The organism is Xenorhabdus sp. PR6a, from assembly GCF_028599065.1.
GTDB lineage: Bacteria > Pseudomonadota > Gammaproteobacteria > Enterobacterales > Enterobacteriaceae > Xenorhabdus > Xenorhabdus doucetiae.
In genome coordinates, this window is record NZ_JAQRFJ010000043.1 from 1 (window position 1) to 18,063 (window position 18,063).

15 protein-coding genes are annotated in these 18,063 nt (G+C 47.4%); 14 read left to right on the top strand and 1 reads right to left on the bottom strand.

Annotated features, from left to right (window positions below; translation table 11 throughout):
- Positions 1-53: 53 nt before the first annotated feature.
- Positions 54-236: a transposase gene (locus tag PSI15_RS12150; protein ID WP_273583757.1), complete on the top strand. Its 183-nt coding sequence runs from the start codon at positions 54-56 to the stop codon at positions 234-236.
- A 222-nt stretch (positions 237-458) separates the two neighbouring features.
- On the opposite strand, the gene suhB is transcribed toward PSI15_RS12150, so the two are convergent.
- Positions 459-1,262, bottom strand: coding sequence for an inositol-1-monophosphatase (gene suhB, locus PSI15_RS12155; protein ID WP_045971755.1), 804 nt, complete (start codon positions 1,260-1,262; stop codon positions 459-461).
- 124 nt (positions 1,263-1,386) lie between these two features.
- Here suhB and trmJ point away from each other — a divergent pair, with 124 nt between their 5' ends.
- The 13 genes from trmJ (at position 1,387) to pbpC (ending at position 17,683) form a co-directional block, all read left to right on the top strand.
- Positions 1,387-2,118: a tRNA (cytosine(32)/uridine(32)-2'-O)-methyltransferase TrmJ gene (gene trmJ / locus PSI15_RS12160; protein WP_273583758.1), complete on the top strand. Its 732-nt coding sequence runs from the start codon at positions 1,387-1,389 to the stop codon at positions 2,116-2,118.
- Positions 2,119-2,246: 128 nt separating this feature from the next.
- Positions 2,247-2,741 carry a Fe-S cluster assembly transcriptional regulator IscR gene (iscR, locus tag PSI15_RS12165; protein WP_045971751.1) on the top strand — a complete coding sequence of 165 codons (495 nt, stop codon included), beginning with the start codon at positions 2,247-2,249 and terminating at the stop codon, positions 2,739-2,741.
- Between the two features lie 64 nt (positions 2,742-2,805).
- Positions 2,806-4,020, top strand: coding sequence for an IscS subfamily cysteine desulfurase (locus tag PSI15_RS12170; RefSeq protein ID WP_045971749.1), 1,215 nt, complete (start codon positions 2,806-2,808; stop codon positions 4,018-4,020).
- Between the two features lie 24 nt (positions 4,021-4,044).
- Complete coding sequence (gene iscU / locus PSI15_RS12175) at positions 4,045-4,431, top strand: Fe-S cluster assembly scaffold IscU (protein ID WP_045971748.1); 387 nt, start codon at positions 4,045-4,047, stop codon at positions 4,429-4,431.
- 78 nt (positions 4,432-4,509) lie between these two features.
- Entirely contained in the window at positions 4,510-4,833 is a 324-nt protein-coding gene (iscA, locus tag PSI15_RS12180) for an iron-sulfur cluster assembly protein IscA (RefSeq protein ID WP_045971746.1), read from the top strand.
- Between the two features lie 42 nt (positions 4,834-4,875).
- Positions 4,876-5,397 (top strand): co-chaperone HscB, encoded by a 522-nt coding sequence (gene hscB, locus PSI15_RS12185; RefSeq protein WP_273583759.1) that lies wholly within the window; start codon positions 4,876-4,878, stop codon positions 5,395-5,397.
- A 77-nt stretch (positions 5,398-5,474) separates the two neighbouring features.
- Positions 5,475-7,322 carry a Fe-S protein assembly chaperone HscA gene (gene hscA, locus PSI15_RS12190; RefSeq protein ID WP_273583760.1) on the top strand — a complete coding sequence of 616 codons (1,848 nt, stop codon included), beginning with the start codon at positions 5,475-5,477 and terminating at the stop codon, positions 7,320-7,322.
- Positions 7,323-7,324: 2 nt separating this feature from the next.
- Entirely contained in the window at positions 7,325-7,660 is a 336-nt protein-coding gene (gene fdx, locus PSI15_RS12195; RefSeq protein WP_273583761.1) for an ISC system 2Fe-2S type ferredoxin, read from the top strand.
- A gap of 14 nt (positions 7,661-7,674) precedes the next feature.
- Entirely contained in the window at positions 7,675-7,869 is a 195-nt protein-coding gene (gene iscX, locus PSI15_RS12200) for a Fe-S cluster assembly protein IscX (protein ID WP_273583762.1), read from the top strand.
- A 177-nt stretch (positions 7,870-8,046) separates the two neighbouring features.
- On the top strand, positions 8,047-9,342 hold the full coding sequence (pepB, locus tag PSI15_RS12205; protein WP_273583763.1) for an aminopeptidase PepB: 1,296 nt from the start codon (positions 8,047-8,049) through the stop codon (positions 9,340-9,342).
- Positions 9,343-9,537: 195 nt separating this feature from the next.
- Complete coding sequence (locus PSI15_RS12210) at positions 9,538-9,966, top strand: enhanced serine sensitivity protein SseB C-terminal domain-containing protein (RefSeq protein ID WP_273583764.1); 429 nt, start codon at positions 9,538-9,540, stop codon at positions 9,964-9,966.
- 214 nt (positions 9,967-10,180) lie between these two features.
- Positions 10,181-15,262, top strand: coding sequence for an alpha-2-macroglobulin family protein (locus PSI15_RS12215; protein ID WP_273583765.1), 5,082 nt, complete (start codon positions 10,181-10,183; stop codon positions 15,260-15,262).
- A gap of 72 nt (positions 15,263-15,334) precedes the next feature.
- Positions 15,335-17,683, top strand: coding sequence for a peptidoglycan glycosyltransferase PbpC (gene pbpC / locus PSI15_RS12220; protein WP_273583766.1), 2,349 nt, complete (start codon positions 15,335-15,337; stop codon positions 17,681-17,683).
- The last annotated feature ends 380 nt before the right edge of the window (positions 17,684-18,063 follow it).

Consider the following 18,063-nt stretch of genomic DNA (forward strand, 5'->3'; position numbering starts at 1 on the left):
GGCCGAATTGTCTATAACGGGGTTCACACCTGGGTTTTGCCGCGTCTCCGCCGGTGCAGTATGGCTGGAGTCCTCGGGGCAAACCCCATGAAACTGAGCCGCTGACGTACAGCCCTGAATTGAATCTGATTGAGATCGTCTGGAAGCAAGCCAAATATCACTGGCGACGATTTATGACCTGGACTCAGGAGACGATGGAAGAAGAAATCAATGCATTAGTTGGGCGGTTACGGTGAAAAATATGCAATTAATTTTTCTTGATTACTTACGGATATTAGCTTGAATATCTATATCGTAACGGAAAGGTGTTTTTCTTGGTATAACCCTTGGTTTCCACCCACATAGCGGGTGGTTTTATGTTTAAGAAGCTGACGCTACTTAAACTGGCTAAAGCCATAATCTGAGGGCACCCAATGGGTGCCCTGAAAATAACATTGCTCAATGATATTTATTAATAATTAACGTTTCAGTGCTTCAGTTAATTCTTCACGCATTTCAGACAGAATATCTTTAACAATACGTGGGCTACCCGCAACGATATTGCCGGAGCTGATATAGTTATGGCCGCCAACGAAATCGGTGACAATGCAACCTGATTCACGTACCAGCAATTCGCCGCCCATGAAATCCCACGGTTTCAGGCCAATTTCGAAGAAGCCATCGACACGGCCGGCAGCCACATAGGCCATATCCAGTGCCGCTGAACCCGTGCGGCGGAAGTCTGCACAGCGATCAAATAATTTACCCAGTACATTCATGTAAGGGATAGCGTGTTGCTTGGCTTTGAATGGGAAACCGGTCGCCAGGATCGTGCCATCCAGATCACGGGCATTCGTACCGCGCAGACGATAACCATTCAATTGCGCGCCTTGGCCACGGGTTGCGGTGAACAGCTCATTGCGCATCGGATCGTAAACCACAGCCACTTCAGTGCGGCCTTTAATGCGCACGGCAATGGAAACAGCAAAATGGGGGAGACGTTTAATAAAGTTGGTGGTGCCATCCAGCGGATCGATAACCCATTGGAAATCGTATTCTTCTCCTAAGTGCTCACCGCTTTCTTCGGTAATAATCGTATGCTTAGGATAAGATTTACGGATGATGTCAATGATCAGCTTTTCCGCTTCACGATCAACATTGGTCACGAAATCATTACTGCCTTTTTGGCTTGCTTCAACAGCATCAGGAGTTTCATAGCTTTTGGCAATGTAGTTGCCGGCTTTACGCGCAGCGCGTATAGCGATGTTTAGCATCGGATGCATGGGGTATCTTCCACCAGAATTTTAAAGAACGGGAACAAATCGGCGCGCAGTATAGCAGTAGTTCGTCAAAATGACTAATGCTGTGTTAAGATATTCGGCTCTTATACTGAATTTAAAAGCCGCCATGTTAGAGAATATCCGCATTATTCTGGTAGAAACCTCCCATACAGGTAACATGGGATCAACCGCCAGGGCCATGAAAACAATGGGATTAACCAATCTGTATCTGGTCAATCCCCTCGTCCAACCTGATTCTCACGCTATCGCACTTTCTGCCGGTGCCAGTGATGTCATCGGCAATGCAACGATGGTGAATTCGTTGGATGAGGCACTGGCGGGGTGTGAGTTGGTTATTGGAACCAGTGCCCGCTCCCGAACCCTCTCTTGGCCAATAGTTGAACCACGTGAATGTGGTGAACGTTGCGTCAACGCAGCCACTCACTCACCAGTTGCCATTGTTTTTGGCCGTGAACGTGTCGGCTTGACTAACGAAGAGTTGCAGAAGTGTCATTATCATCTTTATATTCCGACCAATCCGGAATATGGTTCGTTGAATCTGGCGATGGCGGTTCAGTTGGTCAGCTATGAGATTCGCATGGCACACCTTGCGGCTCAGGAACAGTTGGAAGCGACGTCTCCAGAGCATGAAGCAACGTATCCACCTGCCGAAGACATGGAGCGTTTTTATCAGCATCTTGAGCAGGTATTGAATGAATCTGGTTTCATTCGCAAAGCACATCCGGGGCAGATCATGAATAGATTAAGACGCCTTTATACCCGTGCGCGGCCGGAAACCCAAGAGCTGAATATCCTGCGTGGTATACTGACTTCTATGGAGAAATGGGCTAAAAAATAAACTGACGTGTTTGAAAAATGTTGCAGGCAGCCACAAATAATAGTTGAGTAAATTACTCGGTTAAATAGTTGACTAAAACAGTCAGGAATGCCACAATTTCACCCATATTTCACCACGGAGTTTTTGTTATGAGACTGACATCAAAAGGACGTTATGCGGTAACAGCCATGTTAGATGTGGCGTTGCATTCACAAGAAGGTCCGGTTCCATTAGCCGACATTTCTGAACGTCAGGGCATCTCCCTTTCCTATCTTGAGCAGTTGTTTTCCCGCCTGCGTAAAAATGGTCTGGTTTCTAGCGTCCGTGGTCCCGGTGGCGGCTATTTATTGGGCAGAAGTGCCAGTCACATTTTCGTTGCCGAAGTAATTTCTGCTGTTGATGAATCCGTTGATGCCACTCGTTGCCAAGGCAGGGAAGGCTGCCAAGGCGGCGATCGGTGTTTGACCCATGCCTTGTGGCGTGACCTCAGTGATCGCATCACCAGCTTCCTGAGTAGCATCAGTTTAGAAGAATTAGTGAATAACCAAGAAGTATTGGACGTCGCTGATCGTCAAGACGGCGATAAGCGACGTACCCCTAACGGCAGACCTCAAGAGACGATTAACGTTAACCTGCGTGCGTAACCTTGCGGCAAATACTTGTTGTGACAATAAAAGTATTAAAAGTGTCTTACGGAGCATGTGAGCAATGAAATTACCCATTTATTTGGACTATTCAGCAACAACACCGGTCGATCCCCGTGTTGCTGAAAAGATGATGAATTATTTGACGATTGACGGGATCTTCGGTAACCCGGCTTCCCGTTCGCACCGTTTTGGTTGGCAGGCGGAAGAAGCGGTTGATATCGCGCGTAATCAAATTGCTGATTTAGTCGGCGCAGACCCGCGTGAAATCGTGTTCACTTCAGGGGCGACAGAGTCAGATAACCTGGCAATTAAAGGTGCTGCAAAATTTTATCAGAAGAAAGGCAAGCACATTATCACCAGCAAAACGGAACACAAAGCGGTTTTAGATACTTGCCGCCAGTTAGAGCGCGAAGGTTTTGAGATCACGTATCTGGCGCCAATGAGCAACGGCATGATTGATCTGAAAGAGCTGGAAGCGGCCATGCGTGAAGACACTATTCTGGTTTCCATCATGCACGTCAACAATGAAATCGGTATTGTTCAGGATATCGTGACCATCGGTGAATTATGCCGTAGCCGTGGCATTATTTTCCATGTGGACGCTACCCAAAGCGTGGGTAAATTGCCGATCGACCTGAGCCAGCTCAAAGTGGATCTGATGTCCTTTTCTGCGCATAAGCTTTATGGCCCGATGGGAATTGGTGCGATGTATGTGCGCCGTAAGCCTCGTGTACGTATTGAAGCACAACAGCATGGCGGTGGTCATGAGCGCGGTATGCGTTCCGGTACATTGCCTGTTCACCAGATTGTTGGCATGGGCGAAGCCTACCGTATCGCGAAGGAAGAGCTGGAATCCGAGGCAGAGCGCCTGCGTGGTTTGCGCCTGCGTTTGTGGAACGGTATCAAAGATATTGAAGAAGTTTACCTGAACGGTGATTTGGAACTGGGTGCGCCACACATTCTGAATGTCAGCTTCAACTATGTTGAAGGTGAATCCTTGATGATGTCATTGAAAGATCTGGCGGTATCTTCTGGCTCCGCATGTACTTCAGCGAGTCTGGAGCCTTCTTATGTCCTGCGTGCACTGGGCATGAATGATGAACTGGCACACAGTTCTATCCGTTTCTCTTTGGGGCGTTTTACCACAGAAGAAGAAATAGACTACACGATCAAGTTGATTCACAACGCGATTGGTCACCTGCGCGATCTTTCTCCATTGTGGGAAATGTTCAAGCAGGGGGTGGATATTAGCGCCATCGAATGGTCTCATCATTAATCAGACGGTTTCAGGAGTAACGATATGGCTTACAGCGACAAAGTAATTGATCACTATGAAAACCCACGTAATGTTGGTTCATTCGACAGCGAAGATCCATCCGTGGGAAGTGGCATGGTAGGGGCACCCGCTTGTGGTGACGTCATGCGGTTGCAAATCAAAGTCAACGATGAAGGCATCATCGAAGACGCACGTTTCAAAACCTATGGCTGCGGCTCGGCAATTGCATCCAGTTCGTTGGTCACCGAATGGATGAAAGGCAAATCGCTGGAACAGGCTGAGGGAATTAAAAACACTCAGATTGCTGAAGAGCTAGAATTGCCGCCGGTGAAAATTCACTGTTCTATTTTGGCCGAAGATGCTATCAAAGCGGCTATTGCTGATTACAAGAACAAACGCCAAGCCAAGTAACTATTTTTACAAGGTATTTTCTTTTTGGTGGATATTGCTGCAATATCCACCTTTACTAGTTTTAACATGAGGTGTTGTATGTCAATTTCCGTGACAGAAAGTGCAGCCCAACGTATTTCTGCCTTTCTTGCCAATCGAGGAAAAGGTGTCGGGTTGCGCTTGGGGGTGAAAACATCCGGCTGCTCTGGTATGGCATATGTACTTGAATTTGCTGACGCAATAAACGAAGAAGATCAGGTTTTTGAAGATAAGGGCGTGAAAGTTATCGTTGACGGTAAAAGCATCCTTTACCTTGATGGTACTGAGTTGGATTTTGTTAAAGAAGGTCTGAATGAAGGCTTTAAATTCAACAATCCCAATGTTTCCAGCGAATGCGGCTGTGGGGAAAGTTTCCACGTTTAACCCCATTTTTTGACCCGCATTTTGCGAAACTAAGAGTAACTTATGGACTATTTTACTTTATTTGGGCTGCCTGCACGTTATGCGATTGATCGCGAACAGTTGGTGACCCGTTATCAGGAATTGCAACGCCAGTTTCATCCTGATCGTTTTGCCAACCAGCCAGAACGTGAAAAAACGCTGGCACTCCAACAAGCGGCGACCATCAATGATGGTTACCAGACGCTAAAACATCCCTTGAAACGCGCGGAATATATGCTGTCTCAGCACGGGTTTGATCTATCCAACGAACAGCACACGATGCAGGATACGGCTTTCCTGATGCAACAGTTGGAATTGCGCGAAGAGCTTGATGCGATTGAACATAGTGTCGATCCAGAAACAGCGTTGAACGGTTTTACATCCCGCTTAACTAAAATGATTAAAACGCGCAGTGAGCAGATGGAACAGCAAATCAATGCTGCTGAGTGGTCAATGGCAGCCGATACCGTCCGTAAATTACGCTTTCTGGATAAATTGCAACAGCAGGTTGAACAACTGGAAGAGCAGTTGTTGGATGATTTTTAGCAGACTTTTCACTGACTTTTAGCGGAATGAGTTTCAGTTGAATAACTTTCGGCTGATATCGATTTATAGGGGCACACATGGCTTTATTACAGATCAGCGAACCGGGTTTATCTGCCGCGCCACACCAACGTCGGCTGGCTGCGGGGATTGATCTTGGTACAACTCACTCTTTGGTGGCGACCGTCCGTAGCGGTCAGGCGGAAACATTAGCAGACAGCGATAACCGCCACTTGCTGCCTTCGGTTGTGCAGTACCGCAAAGAGGGCATCCAAGTCGGTTGGCAGGCGCGCCAACAGGCTGCTTCTGATCCCGTTAATACGATCAGTTCCGTCAAGCGAATGATGGGACGCTCTTTGGCTGACATTCAACAACGTTATCCCAACCTGCCATACCAGCTTCAGGCCAGTGAAAATGGTTTGCCATTGATCAATACCGCGGCCGGTTTGGTCGATCCTATTCAGGTTTCTTCTGACATCTTGAAATCGTTGGCGCAACGGGCAGAAGAAACCTTGGATGGTAAACTGGATGGTGTGGTGATCACCGTCCCTGCTTATTTTGATGATGCCCAACGTCAGGGAACCAAAGATGCTGCCCGGTTAGCGGGTTTGCATGTTCTTCGCCTGTTGAATGAACCTACTGCGGCCGCCATCGCCTATGGCCTCGATTCCGGTCAGGAAGGCGTGATCGCCGTTTACGATCTGGGGGGCGGAACATTCGATGTTTCCATTCTCCGCCTTAGCCGCGGGGTGTTTGAAGTGCTGGCAACGGGCGGAGATACCGCTCTCGGTGGCGACGATTTTGATTTGCTGCTGGCAAATTGGATACGTGAGCAGGCTGGGATCAGCGACAACGACCACGGATTGCAGCGCCAATTGCTGGATGTGGCGACTCAAGCCAAAATTGCCTTGAGTGACGCTGAGCGAGCAGACATCAAGATTGCCGGCTGGCAGGGCAGTATGACCCGCACCGACCTTAACGCATTGATCACCCCTTTGGTCAAACGCACATTACTCTCCTGCCGTCGGGCGCTGAAAGATGCGGGTGTTACGGTGGATGAGGTCTTGCAGGTCGTCATGGTTGGCGGTTCAACGCGAGTGCCGTTGGTGCGCAGCAAAGTAGGCGAATTCTTTGCCCGTGAGCCATTAACGTCTATCGATCCAGACAAAGTTGTCGCTGTTGGTGCGGCGATTCAGGCCGATATTCTGGTGGGCAACAAACCCGACAGCGAAATGCTGTTACTAGATGTGATCCCACTGTCACTAGGTCTGGAAACCATGGGCGGTCTGGTTGAAAAAGTCATTCCACGCAATACCACCATTCCGGTTGCGAAAGCGCAAGAATTCACCACATTCAAAGATGGTCAAAGTGCGATGAGCATTCATGTGGTGCAAGGCGAGCGGGAATTGGTCAATGATTGCCGTTCACTGGCGCGTTTCACACTGCGCGGTATTCCGCCGTTACCGGCGGGCGGCGCACATATTCGCGTGACCTTTCAGGTCGATGCGGATGGCCTGTTGAGCGTCAGTGCACTGGAGAAATCCACGGGTGTTGAAGCCGCTATTCAGGTGAAACCTTCCTATGGTTTGTCGGATCAAGAAATTGCCCATATGCTCAAAGACTCCATGACCAATGCGCAGGAAGACATTCAGGCACGCAAATTGGCTGAACAGAAAGTTGAAGCTGCCAGAGTGCTGGAAAGTTTAACCAGCGCATTGGAAAAAGATGCCGATTTACTGAGTCAAGAAGAGCAGGCGGCGATTGATGCCGCCGCACAAGTATTAATTGAAAGTGCGCAGGGAACCTCCCCTGATGCGATTGAAAGTGCCATTAAGCAATTGGACAAACAAACGCAGGAATTTGCAGCACGCCGTATGGACACATCAATCCGCCGGGCTTTGGCGGGTCATTCTGTGGATGAAATTTAATTATGCCAAAAATTGTATTTTTACCTCATAACGAACTTTGCCCTGAAGGTGCCGTATTGGATGCGAAGGAAGGCGAATCCATTCTGGATGTTGCATTACGTCACGGCATTGAAATTGAACATGCTTGTGAGAAATCCTGTGCGTGTACCACCTGTCACTGCGTTGTCAGAGAGGGTTTTGATTCACTGGAAGAGAGCAGTGAACTGGAAGATGACATGCTGGATAAGGCATGGGGGCTGGAGCCTGAAAGCCGCTTGAGCTGTCAGGCCAAAGTTGCCGATGAGGATTTAGTCATTGAAATCCCCAAATACACCATTAACCATGCACGTGAACACTGACAGGAGAATGAACAATGAAATGGTCTGACAGTCGTGATATTGGCGAAGCGCTGTATGATAAATTTCCTGATGTAGACCCAAAAACAGTGCGTTTCACCGACCTGCATGAGTGGATTTGTGAACTGGAGGGTTTTGATGATGATCCACAGAAATCCAACGAAAAAATCTTAGAAGCTATTTTGTTGGTATGGCTGGATGAGTATGAATAGATGAATTAGGGTGAAATTTGCCTAAACCAAAAAATCGCGCAAACTCACCGATTCTTGCTCAATAACTTGGCATAGGCTGTATTTAGTGGAAAACTGGCAATCGCCAGTTTTTTTATACGCTCTTACTGTGAAACAGTAAGAGATATGACACCGAGAACAGATAAGAAGTGAGAAAAAATGACAAAGAAAATTATGCCCATAACACTGTCTTATGAGCCAGCTAACGCTTGCTGGGGTGAAAAAGCACTAATCAGTTCAAGTGAGCAGGGGATCACCATTCATCTGGAAAACAGTGGGAAACTGGGTGCCATTCAACGCGCCGGACGTAAAATTGAAGGACAAGGTATTCGCAATGTCGCCTTAGCGGGTGAGGGTTGGGATCTGGAAAAAAGTTGGTCATTTTGGCTGGGCTTCCGTTCACCCAAGGGATTGCGCGCCATTGAATGGCCACGGCTCCCTGCGGCGGAAAAACAAGAACTGGAAAGACGGATCAAATTCATTGATTGGGTGCGTGATACCATCAATCTTCCGGCAGAGGATTTGGGACCAGAACAGCTTGCCCAGAGAGCGATTGATTTACTGAGTGATGTCGCGGGTGATGCTGTGAGTTATCGCATTATCAAAGGAAATGATTTGCATGAACAGGGATATGCCGGGATATATACCGTTGGTCGCGGCTCTTCCCGTGATCCGGTGTTTTTGGCATTAGATTACAATCCAACCAAAGAGGCTAAAGCGCCGGTTTTTGCCTGCCTGGTGGGGAAAGGTATTACCTTCGATTCCGGTGGATACAGCATCAAACCGTCTAATTTCATGGACTCCATGAAATCAGATATGGGCGGCTCTGCAACCTTAACGGGAGCACTGGCGCTGGCAATCAGCCGGGGTTTAAAACACCGTGTAAAACTGTTTTTGAGCATCGCAGATAATATGGTGAGTGGTCATGCGTTCAAATTGGGCGATATCATTCGCTACCGTAACGGCAAAACCGTTGAAGTGATGAATACCGATGCGGAAGGTCGTCTGGTTCTGGCTGATGGCTTGATTGATGCTAGTGCGGAAAAAGCACAACTGATTATTGATGCTGCCACGTTGACCGGGGCAGCGAAAACCGCAGTCGGCAATGATTACCACTCAGTATTAGGCTTTGATGATCAGCTGGTATCTGATTTACTGACGGCGGCTGATCATGAAAATGAATTATTCTGGCGTTTACCGCTGGCTGAATTCCACCGTAGTCAACTGCCATCCAACTTTGCTGATCTGAACAACATTGCGTCACCGGCACATTCGGCAGGAGCCAGTACCGCCGCTGCTTTCTTGTCCCACTTTGTCAAAAATTACAAAAAAGGTTGGGTACATATCGATTGTTCAGCCACTTACCGCAAATCCTCCGTAGAACAATGGGCGGCGGGAGCAACGGGATATGGTGTCCGCACGATTGCCAATTTATTGCTGACAAGAGCAAAATAACCGGCGAAATAAATTAAAAATTCTTTCTTAATAGCTCCTCTTATTATAGGGAGCTATTGTTATAAAAAACGGTATAACAAACTATTTTTCCCTGATTTTATCTTCAATTCAGAGCAGAATTCATTTAAGCCGTATTTATTTAAACCATATTTATTTAAACCATATTTATTTAAATAGTATTGTTCGGAGACTGGAATGAGTTTATCAAATGGGTCTATCGCTACCGTAATAGAGGTTCCTGGTGGAAGCCGTATTACCCTGAGCCAGCCAGAAAAGCCGCCGATTCAACTTATTGAATCCTTGACTAATTTGTTCAAACAACATAAGACTGTCCGGCGAGCTTTTTTAGTGATGATCCATGACAAAAATGTAGATGAAAAACCGAATTTTCTCATTGGACTAGAATTTAGTGAGACACTGACAGACAGTGAGACTGACACCTTAATTCAAGAAGCCGGTGAACTGGCTTGCGAATATCTTGATGAAGCAGAATCTGTCGATTTTTGCCTGCTTGATGAAAAGGAAGGGGGGATTAGCCACTACTTGATTCAACATACTCAACCTTTTTATCAGCGCAAATTAGGGAGTTGGTTGCGTGATACCATTCCTGTTGTGAATCAATAACGGGTTGATTGATGTAATTTGATTACACTGATTAAACGGATATTGCGATGAGCATCGAAAATCGACAAAAACATCGCATATAGAGATAAGCGCTATTTCTCTTTTGTCGGGAATTTAGTTATTTTTTCTGCGCCTTGGTAAGGTGAAATAGGAAGTACCATAATAAATATCCCAAAAAATAATATTGGGTGTATCCGGTAAATTTATGAGGATTATGGTTATGTATCAACGACAATTGCGGCAATGGGTGGCACAGAGAAAGCAATATCTGGTCGTGGTGTTCGCTATATTACTTTCACTCTTTGCACTTTCTGGATGCGATCAGTCCGAAAGCCCAGAGAAAGACAAACCACATTCTTCATTAGCTCAGCCTGACAACGCTCAGGGTGAAAAAACCAAATTAAAAGCCTTATCAAATAAAGAGATGGGCTCCCAAACGGCAAAACCTAATAGGGAATCTGAGGTTAAGGCGGAAGTTACGCAATCGGCACAACGCTATGCAGGTAAAGATGTCACTATCTTAGATGCGTCTGAGCTGCAATTGGATGGTGCCAGTGCCATGGTAGTGACGTTTTCTGTTCCTCTGGCGCTTAACCAGGATTTTTCGCAAAAGATGCACCTTGTTGATGTGAAATCAGGGAAACTCGATGGCGCCTGGGAGCTTTCCAATAATCAGATGGAACTCAGATTACGCCATTTGCCTCCTTCACGTGAATTGCAATTGACGGTTGACGAAGGTATCGAAGGTATCAATGGGCGTCAATTGGCGAAAGCTTTTGAGAAAAGAGTGAAGACCGCATCGATTACGCCTACCGTGGGTTTTGCCAGCAAGGGGGTATTATTACCCAATAAGGCAGCAGAAGGATTGCCTGTTCTGGCGCTGAATGTTGACCGTGTCGATGTCAATTTTTTCCGCATTAAAGATCAAGCATTACCTGACTTTATCGCCAATTGGCAATACAGCAGTAATATGGATAATTGGGATTCCCAAAGGTTACTGCAAGACGCCGAGTTAATCTATACCGGGCGTTTTAACCTCAACCCTGCCGCGAATACCCGTGAAAAAATCCTCCTGCCCTTAAGCAATATCAAAGAACTGCAAAAAAATGGCGTTTATCTGGCTGTCATGCAGCAGGCGGGAAAATATGCCTATAGTACTCCGACTACCCTGTTCACCTTGAGCGACATTGGTGTTTCTCTGCACAATTATCTGAACAGGGTCGATGTCTTTAGCCAATCTTTGCAGCAAGGCGCTAGTCTGAAAGGCGTTGAGATCCGCATGTTGGACGCGAAAGGACAACTCGTGGCAAAAGCGACAACAGACAGTGATGGACATGCTTCTCTGGAAAAAAGTAACAAGGCTAAATTATTGCTGGCGATTCTGGATGGGCATACCAGCATGATTGATTTGACCTCACCGGCATTAGATCTCTCTGAATTTGATATTGGTGGGCCACAAGGATATAGCAAACAGTTTTTTGTCTTTGGCCCCAGAGACCTTTATCGGCCAGGGGAAACCTTGATCGTTAATGGTTTACTGCGTGATGCCGATGGTCACCCGTTAAAATCACAACCCGTCAAAGTGGATGTATTAAAAGCCGATAATCAGGTTGTCCATCGTTTTGTTTGGCAAGCGGAAAACGGATTATATCAATATCGTTACCCCATTCCTCGCGATGCTGAAACAGGGATGTGGTCACTGCGATTGGATTTAGGCGATAACACACCACGATATTACAAATTTAATGTTGAAGATTTCATGCCGGAAAGAATGGCATTGGAGATCAAAGGAAACGCTAATCATCAACCCATATTGACTAATGAAGATGTTGAATTCGCCATAACAGGTCGTTACTTGTATGGCGCCCCTGCGGCTGATAATCGTTTGCAAGGACAATTGTTCCTGCGTCCTGCCCGCAATGCCGTGGCGAAATTACCGGGATATGAATTTGGCTCGGTAAAAGAGAGCGATTTGCAACGGACATTGGATGAATTCGATCATACTTTAAACAGTGAAGGGAAGATGAACCTTTCTGTCAGCAGTGATAACTGGAAATCCATTGCCTCTCCGGTCACCGTTATTGTACAGGCCAGTTTGCTGGAATCCGGCGGACGCCCGGTAACTCGCCGTGCTGAACAGGCCATCTGGCCGGCTAAGAAACTGGTCGGTATACGCCCGCTTTTTGATAAAAAGCCCATTTATGATTACCGTACCAATCGCGATGAAAATCGCTATAACGTAGATGAAAATTCACTGGCCGAATTTGAAATAGCTTATGCTGATGCCAGTGGTAAAAAGTATGCGGCATCAGAGTTAAGGGCACGTCTGATATATGAACGGCGTGATTATTATTGGCGTTGGTCAGACAGTAACGGTTGGGATTCGGATTATAACCAGAAAGATTTGGTCATGGCCGATGAGCATGTCCAGATTGCAGAAAATGGGACAGCTAAAATCAGTTTCCCAGTGGATTGGGGGGCTTACCGTATTGAAATTGTCAACCCGCAAAATCAACTCGTGACTAGCGTGAATTTCTGGGCGGGATATTCATGGCAGGATAATACCAGCGGCACAGGGGCAGTACGTCCTGATCAGGTTAAATTGTCGCTGGATAAATCCGCCTATCGACCCGGCGAAAAAGTGCAAGTGCGTTTGACTGCACCACAAGCCGGTCGAGGTTATTTGCTGGTGGAATCGAGTGATGGCCCATTGTGGTGGCAAGAAATAGACGTCCCGGAAAAAGGTCTGGATGTTGAAGTTCCCATTAATCGGGCGTGGGCTCGTCATGATCTGTATCTCACGGCTGTTGTTGTGCGCCCCGGTGATAAATCTCGTCAGGCTACTCCCAAGAGGGCAATCGGGGTATTGCACCTGCCATTGACGGATGAAGGACGTAAGCTGAATTTAGCCTTAAATGCGCCTGATAAAATGCGGCCCAATCAGGATCTCACCGTTAAAATCAAAGTCACCCCCCAACAAGGGCAAGTACTGCCAAAACAAGTTAATGTTCTGCTTTCAGCGGTAGATACCGGTGTGTTAAGCATTACTGATTTTAAAACCCCTGATCCTTATGAGGCTTTCTTTGGCCGTAAACGTTATGGTGTTGATCAATATGATGTCTATGGCCATCTGATTGAGGCAGAAGGGCGTCAGGCAAATCTGCGCTTTGGGGGAGATGGTAATGACAGTGCGTTAGAGCGAGGCGGTAAAAAACCATTGACGGACGTTAAAATTATCGCAGAGCAGGCGAAACCCATTACCTTGAATGCCAATGGTGAAGGCGAAGTGACTTTGCCTATTCCGGATTTCAACGGGGAACTCCGATTGATGGCACAGGTATGGAGTCATGATGAATTCGGTCACGGAGAAGGTAAAATCATTGTCGCAGCACCGGTTATTACTCAAATGTCATTGCCTCGTTTTATGGCGGGTGGTGATCAGTCTCAATTGTCGTTGGATCTCACCAATGCGACGGATCAACCTCAAGCCCTGACTTTGCATTTTGCTGCTGAGGGGTTGATTAAATTACGGGGTGTAACAAGCGAAAAACTGATATTGGAAAAAGGAAAACGGACAACCGTTCAAATTCCGGTCAAAGCAGACTATGGATTTGGGCAAGGTGAACTTTTCCTGACCATTGATGGCTTGAATCTGCCTGAGAAAAAACAGACGCAATATAAAAATAGCTGGAAAATAGGGGTTCGTCCGGCTCATCCCGCTAAAACCATTCAATTTGCTGACGTGATCCATCAAGGGAAACATTGGCAACTACCCCCATCCGCCATTTCAGGTCTGGCACCCGACACGCTGGAAGGGCAGTTATTGTTGACCAGCAGGCCACCCTTGCAAATCGCGCGTTATATTCGTGAATTGTATGCTTATCCTTACGGTTGTCTGGAGCAAACAGTGAGCGGGCTTTACCCGTCACTCTATTCCAATGAAGCTGAATTGAAGAAATTGGGTATTCATACCCAAAGTGATGAAAAGCGCAGGCAGGCCATTGAGGCGGGAATTACGCATCTGCTTAACATGCAGCGCCATGATGGCAGCTTTTCGTTGTGGGATCGCAATGGCAATGAAGAGTTCTGGCTGACGGCTTATGCAACGGATTTCCTGTTCCGAGCCAGCCAGCAGGGGTACAGCGTTCCCGTTGATGCGCTGAAAGCGGCGAATAACCGCTTGCTGCGTTACCTACAGGACAGAACCATTATCAGTGATCGCTACAGTGGTGCCCGTTCGGCGACCCAATTTTCCGTGCAGGCTTATGCCGGCTTGGTATTAGCGAGTCAGCAAAAAGCGCCGTTGAGTGGATTAAGGCAGCTCTATGAACGTCGGGCACAGGCGGAAAATGGTTTGTCTCTGGTGCAATTGGGCATCGCACTGAAAATGATGGGGGATAATCCCCGTGGCAATGAAACGGTTCACTTGGGCGTGAATAAGCCTCGCCCGCCGGGTTATGGATTGGGTGACTATGGCAGTGTTATCCGTGATAACGCACTGATTGTGGCTCTGTTGACAGAACACAATATGTTGCAAAAAGAGCGTGACGAAAAGCTGTTGAGTTTGTCCAATCAGTTACTCACTCGTGATTATTTCTCGACACAGGAAAGTAATGCGTTGTATTTGGCCGGACGTTACTTTATCAGTGCCACTGAGCAACCGTGGAAAGCGGCAATTAATCAGCAAATGCCGCCACTTGACCGTAACAGTGCCTTGACCGAAGGATTAACGGCAAGCCAGCTTGCAAAAGGTATGGATATCAGCAACCGTGGTGACAGTACGCTGTATTCGCGTTTGAATATCGTCGGGTACCCGCTGAAAACGCCCAGCCCTTCCTCAAATGTGCTGAAAATTAAGCGTACCTATCTTGATCTGGAAGGTCATCCAGCCAATATCGAACGGATGAGAAGCGGTGAAATGGTTGTCGTGAAACTGGAGGTCAGCGCAACGCAATCGGTGCCAGATGCGTTGGTCGTTGATTTACTGCCAGCCGGATTGGAGATAGAGAACCAGAATCTGGCTGCCAGCAGTGCCAGCCTGGATGAAAGTGCGACGGGTTTGCAAGATTCGATTGAAAAAATGCAGAATGCGGATATCCGTCATATCGAATACCGTGATGATCGTTTTGTTGCCGCTGTGGCGGTGCCATCTTATGACCCAGTGACATTACTGTATTTGGCGCGTGCGGTTGCACCCGGCATTTATCAAATACCGGCACCACAGGTTGAATCTATGTATGTCCCGGACTGGCGGGCAGTGGGGGAAACTGACTCAAAATTGGAAGTTGTCCGCTAATCACGATCAGCTTAATTATCATCAGCCCCTATTTTGCAAGACAGGGGCTGTTTCATTTCGGATACGGTTTTAATGAGAAAAGTGTTTTTCCGCTATCATCCGTTCATCTTGGCGATGATCCTGACCATTTTATTCATTTTTCCTGCCGCAATGTGGCTGGCAGATAAAATCTGGCCGTTGCCAATCCATAACGTCAAAATGGCGCGTGTCGTGGTGGGAGCGGATGGTTCACCATTGTGGCGTTTTGCTGACAGCGAAGGGATTTGGCGTTATCCCGTCACACTAGATCAAGTTTCTCCCGAATACCTTCAGGCCTTACTGACTTATGAAGATCGCTGGTTTTATCAGCATCCGGGCATCAATCCGATCGCCCTGTTGCGGGCAGCATGGCAAGATCTGCGCGCAGGAAAAATAGTGTCAGGAGGCAGTACGATTTCCATGCAGGTCGCCCGGCTGATTGATCCACACCCACGTACCATTGCCGGAAAATTCAAACAAATTTGGCGCACACTGCAACTGGAATGGCACTATTCAAAAGATGAGATTTTGGCAATGTACCTGAATCGTGCGCCATTTGGCGGGACATTACAGGGGATTGGCGCGGCAAGTTGGGCTTATTTGGGGAAATCACCGTCAGAACTTTTATCCGGGGAAGCCGCACTATTGGCTGTTTTGCCACAAGCCCCCAGCCGGCTACGGCCTGATCGTTACCCGGAGCGCGCCCAGGCCGCGCGTGACAAAATATTGCAGCGATTGGTGCAATATCATGTTTGGTCAGAGCAAAAAGTAGCCGATATCAAAGAAGAAAACATTTGGCTGGCTCCGCGTCAGGCACCTCATCTTGCGCCATTATTGGCCAGGCGAATGGCGAATGACAATCAGCAGGAAGTGATCCAAACCACGATTGATACGTCGCTGCAACGTCAATTAGAAGAGATGGTGCTTAACTGGAAATACCAGTTGGCGGCCAAAACATCAATCGGCGTATTAGTGGTGGATCACACCGATATGTCAGTTAAAGCCTACATTGGCTCTGCCGATTTTCAGGATAATAGCCGTTTTGGGCATGTGGATATGGTCAGTGCATGGCGTTCCCCCGGCTCGACCCTGAAACCTTTTTTATATGCTATGGCGTTGGATGATGGATTAATTCATGCCGAGTCTTTATTGCAAGATGTCCCCCGTCGTTTTAATGATTACCGGCCCGGTAATTTTGACAGTGGATTCAACGGGCCGGTGAGTGCGAGTGACGCTTTGGTCAGATCGCTGAATTTACCCGCTGTGCAGCTTCTTGAAGCCTATGGTTCCAAACGATTCACGGCGAATTTACGCAATGTGGGAATGGAACTGCGTTTCCCATTGGGGAGTGAACCCAATTTATCCCTTATCTTGGGAGGAACGGCTGTCCGCATGGATGAACTGCTCTCGGCTTACAGTGCCTTTGCCCGTCAGGGAAAAGTATCTCCACTGCGCTTTACACCACAACAGAAAATACGGGACAGGCAACTGTTCTCTACCGGGGCAGCCTGGATTGTCAGAAGGATTATGGCGGGTGAAGGGCGTCCCCAGCCGGATGATATTTTACCTGCCAGTGTTCCGTTGGCATGGAAAACCGGCACCAGCTATGGTTATAGAGATGCGTGGGCAATCGGCCTGAATGCGCGCTATACCATCGGTGTTTGGGTTGGCAGGCCGGACGGTACGCCGGTTATGGGTCAGTTTGGCTATGCCACGGCGATCCCCATCATGAATCAAATCAACGGATTATTAATGGAAAACCTGCGTTACAGCTCAATGCGTATTCCTGTTGATCCCCGACCAGCCAGTGTGACTCAGGCAACCATTTGTTGGCCGGGGGGGACTGTTTTACCTCAGGACAGTTTGCCCCAAGGCAACAATAACTGTCGGCAGCGTCGTTTGAGCTGGATTTTGGACAATACGATCCCGCCGACACTGTCCGCGGTGGAACAGGAAGGTATTTCAGGGATCAACGAACGGATCTGGGTGGATAAGCATGGCTTGCGCGTTGCCCCGGATTGTCCTGACGCCCACGCTGAAACCATCAGTCTGTGGCCAATCACTTTGGAGGCGTGGTTACCCGCTAAGGAGCGTCGGGCAAATCGACTTCCTCCCATTAATCAACAGTGCCCGCCCATGAAAATGGATGAAGCACCATTACTGATTATTGGTGTGCGGGAAGGAGACGTGTTGAAACGTATTCCGGGGAAAAAGAATCTGGATTTGCGTCTCACCACACAAGGCGGCGGCGGTAAGCAGTGGTGGTTTTTGAATGGTGAACAAGTAGCTGTGACAGAAAATAACCAATTCTGGAACAAGACGTTATCACAATCGGGTCAATACCAGCTTAGTGTCTTAGATTTGAGTGGGCAAATCAGCGCAATCAATTTTGTGGTGAAGTGACTTACGGAGGAGGGTTAATTACCATCCTTATGGTGACGATTAATATTTTTAGCAATTATCGAAAAGGGGATTATTTTTCCAAACTGACGGTGAAATATTTGGAATATGCAGGTTGGGGGATCATTTATTATCAATCTGGATGTGATGATGATAAAACGACAAGTGAAATCTAAAGAGTTAGAACAAATACTCATATTTGTGATTAATTCAACGTAACTAAATAAGTTTTCTCAATGATGAGACTTCCTTATTTTCGTGTCGCGGGGAGTAAGGAGGTAATCGACAATGTTGAAATGTCAAAAACGCCAATTCAATGACTTTGGTCAGTATGCCTGTTTGGGATTGAATCGCCTGAACAGACATTATTTTATAGAATGATG

Coding starts and splice junctions, on each gene's coding strand:
- suhB (WP_045971755.1), bottom strand. CDS start 1,262: ATGCATCCGATGCTAAACATCGCTATACGCGCTGCGCGTAAAGCCGGC.
- trmJ (WP_273583758.1), top strand. CDS start 1,387: ATGTTAGAGAATATCCGCATTATTCTGGTAGAAACCTCCCATACAGGT.
- iscR (WP_045971751.1), top strand. CDS start 2,247: ATGAGACTGACATCAAAAGGACGTTATGCGGTAACAGCCATGTTAGAT.
- PSI15_RS12170 (WP_045971749.1), top strand. CDS start 2,806: ATGAAATTACCCATTTATTTGGACTATTCAGCAACAACACCGGTCGAT.
- iscU (WP_045971748.1), top strand. CDS start 4,045: ATGGCTTACAGCGACAAAGTAATTGATCACTATGAAAACCCACGTAAT.
- iscA (WP_045971746.1), top strand. CDS start 4,510: ATGTCAATTTCCGTGACAGAAAGTGCAGCCCAACGTATTTCTGCCTTT.
- hscB (WP_273583759.1), top strand. CDS start 4,876: ATGGACTATTTTACTTTATTTGGGCTGCCTGCACGTTATGCGATTGAT.
- hscA (WP_273583760.1), top strand. CDS start 5,475: ATGGCTTTATTACAGATCAGCGAACCGGGTTTATCTGCCGCGCCACAC.
- fdx (WP_273583761.1), top strand. CDS start 7,325: ATGCCAAAAATTGTATTTTTACCTCATAACGAACTTTGCCCTGAAGGT.
- iscX (WP_273583762.1), top strand. CDS start 7,675: ATGAAATGGTCTGACAGTCGTGATATTGGCGAAGCGCTGTATGATAAA.
- pepB (WP_273583763.1), top strand. CDS start 8,047: ATGACAAAGAAAATTATGCCCATAACACTGTCTTATGAGCCAGCTAAC.
- PSI15_RS12210 (WP_273583764.1), top strand. CDS start 9,538: ATGAGTTTATCAAATGGGTCTATCGCTACCGTAATAGAGGTTCCTGGT.
- PSI15_RS12215 (WP_273583765.1), top strand. CDS start 10,181: ATGGTTATGTATCAACGACAATTGCGGCAATGGGTGGCACAGAGAAAG.
- pbpC (WP_273583766.1), top strand. CDS start 15,335: ATGAGAAAAGTGTTTTTCCGCTATCATCCGTTCATCTTGGCGATGATC.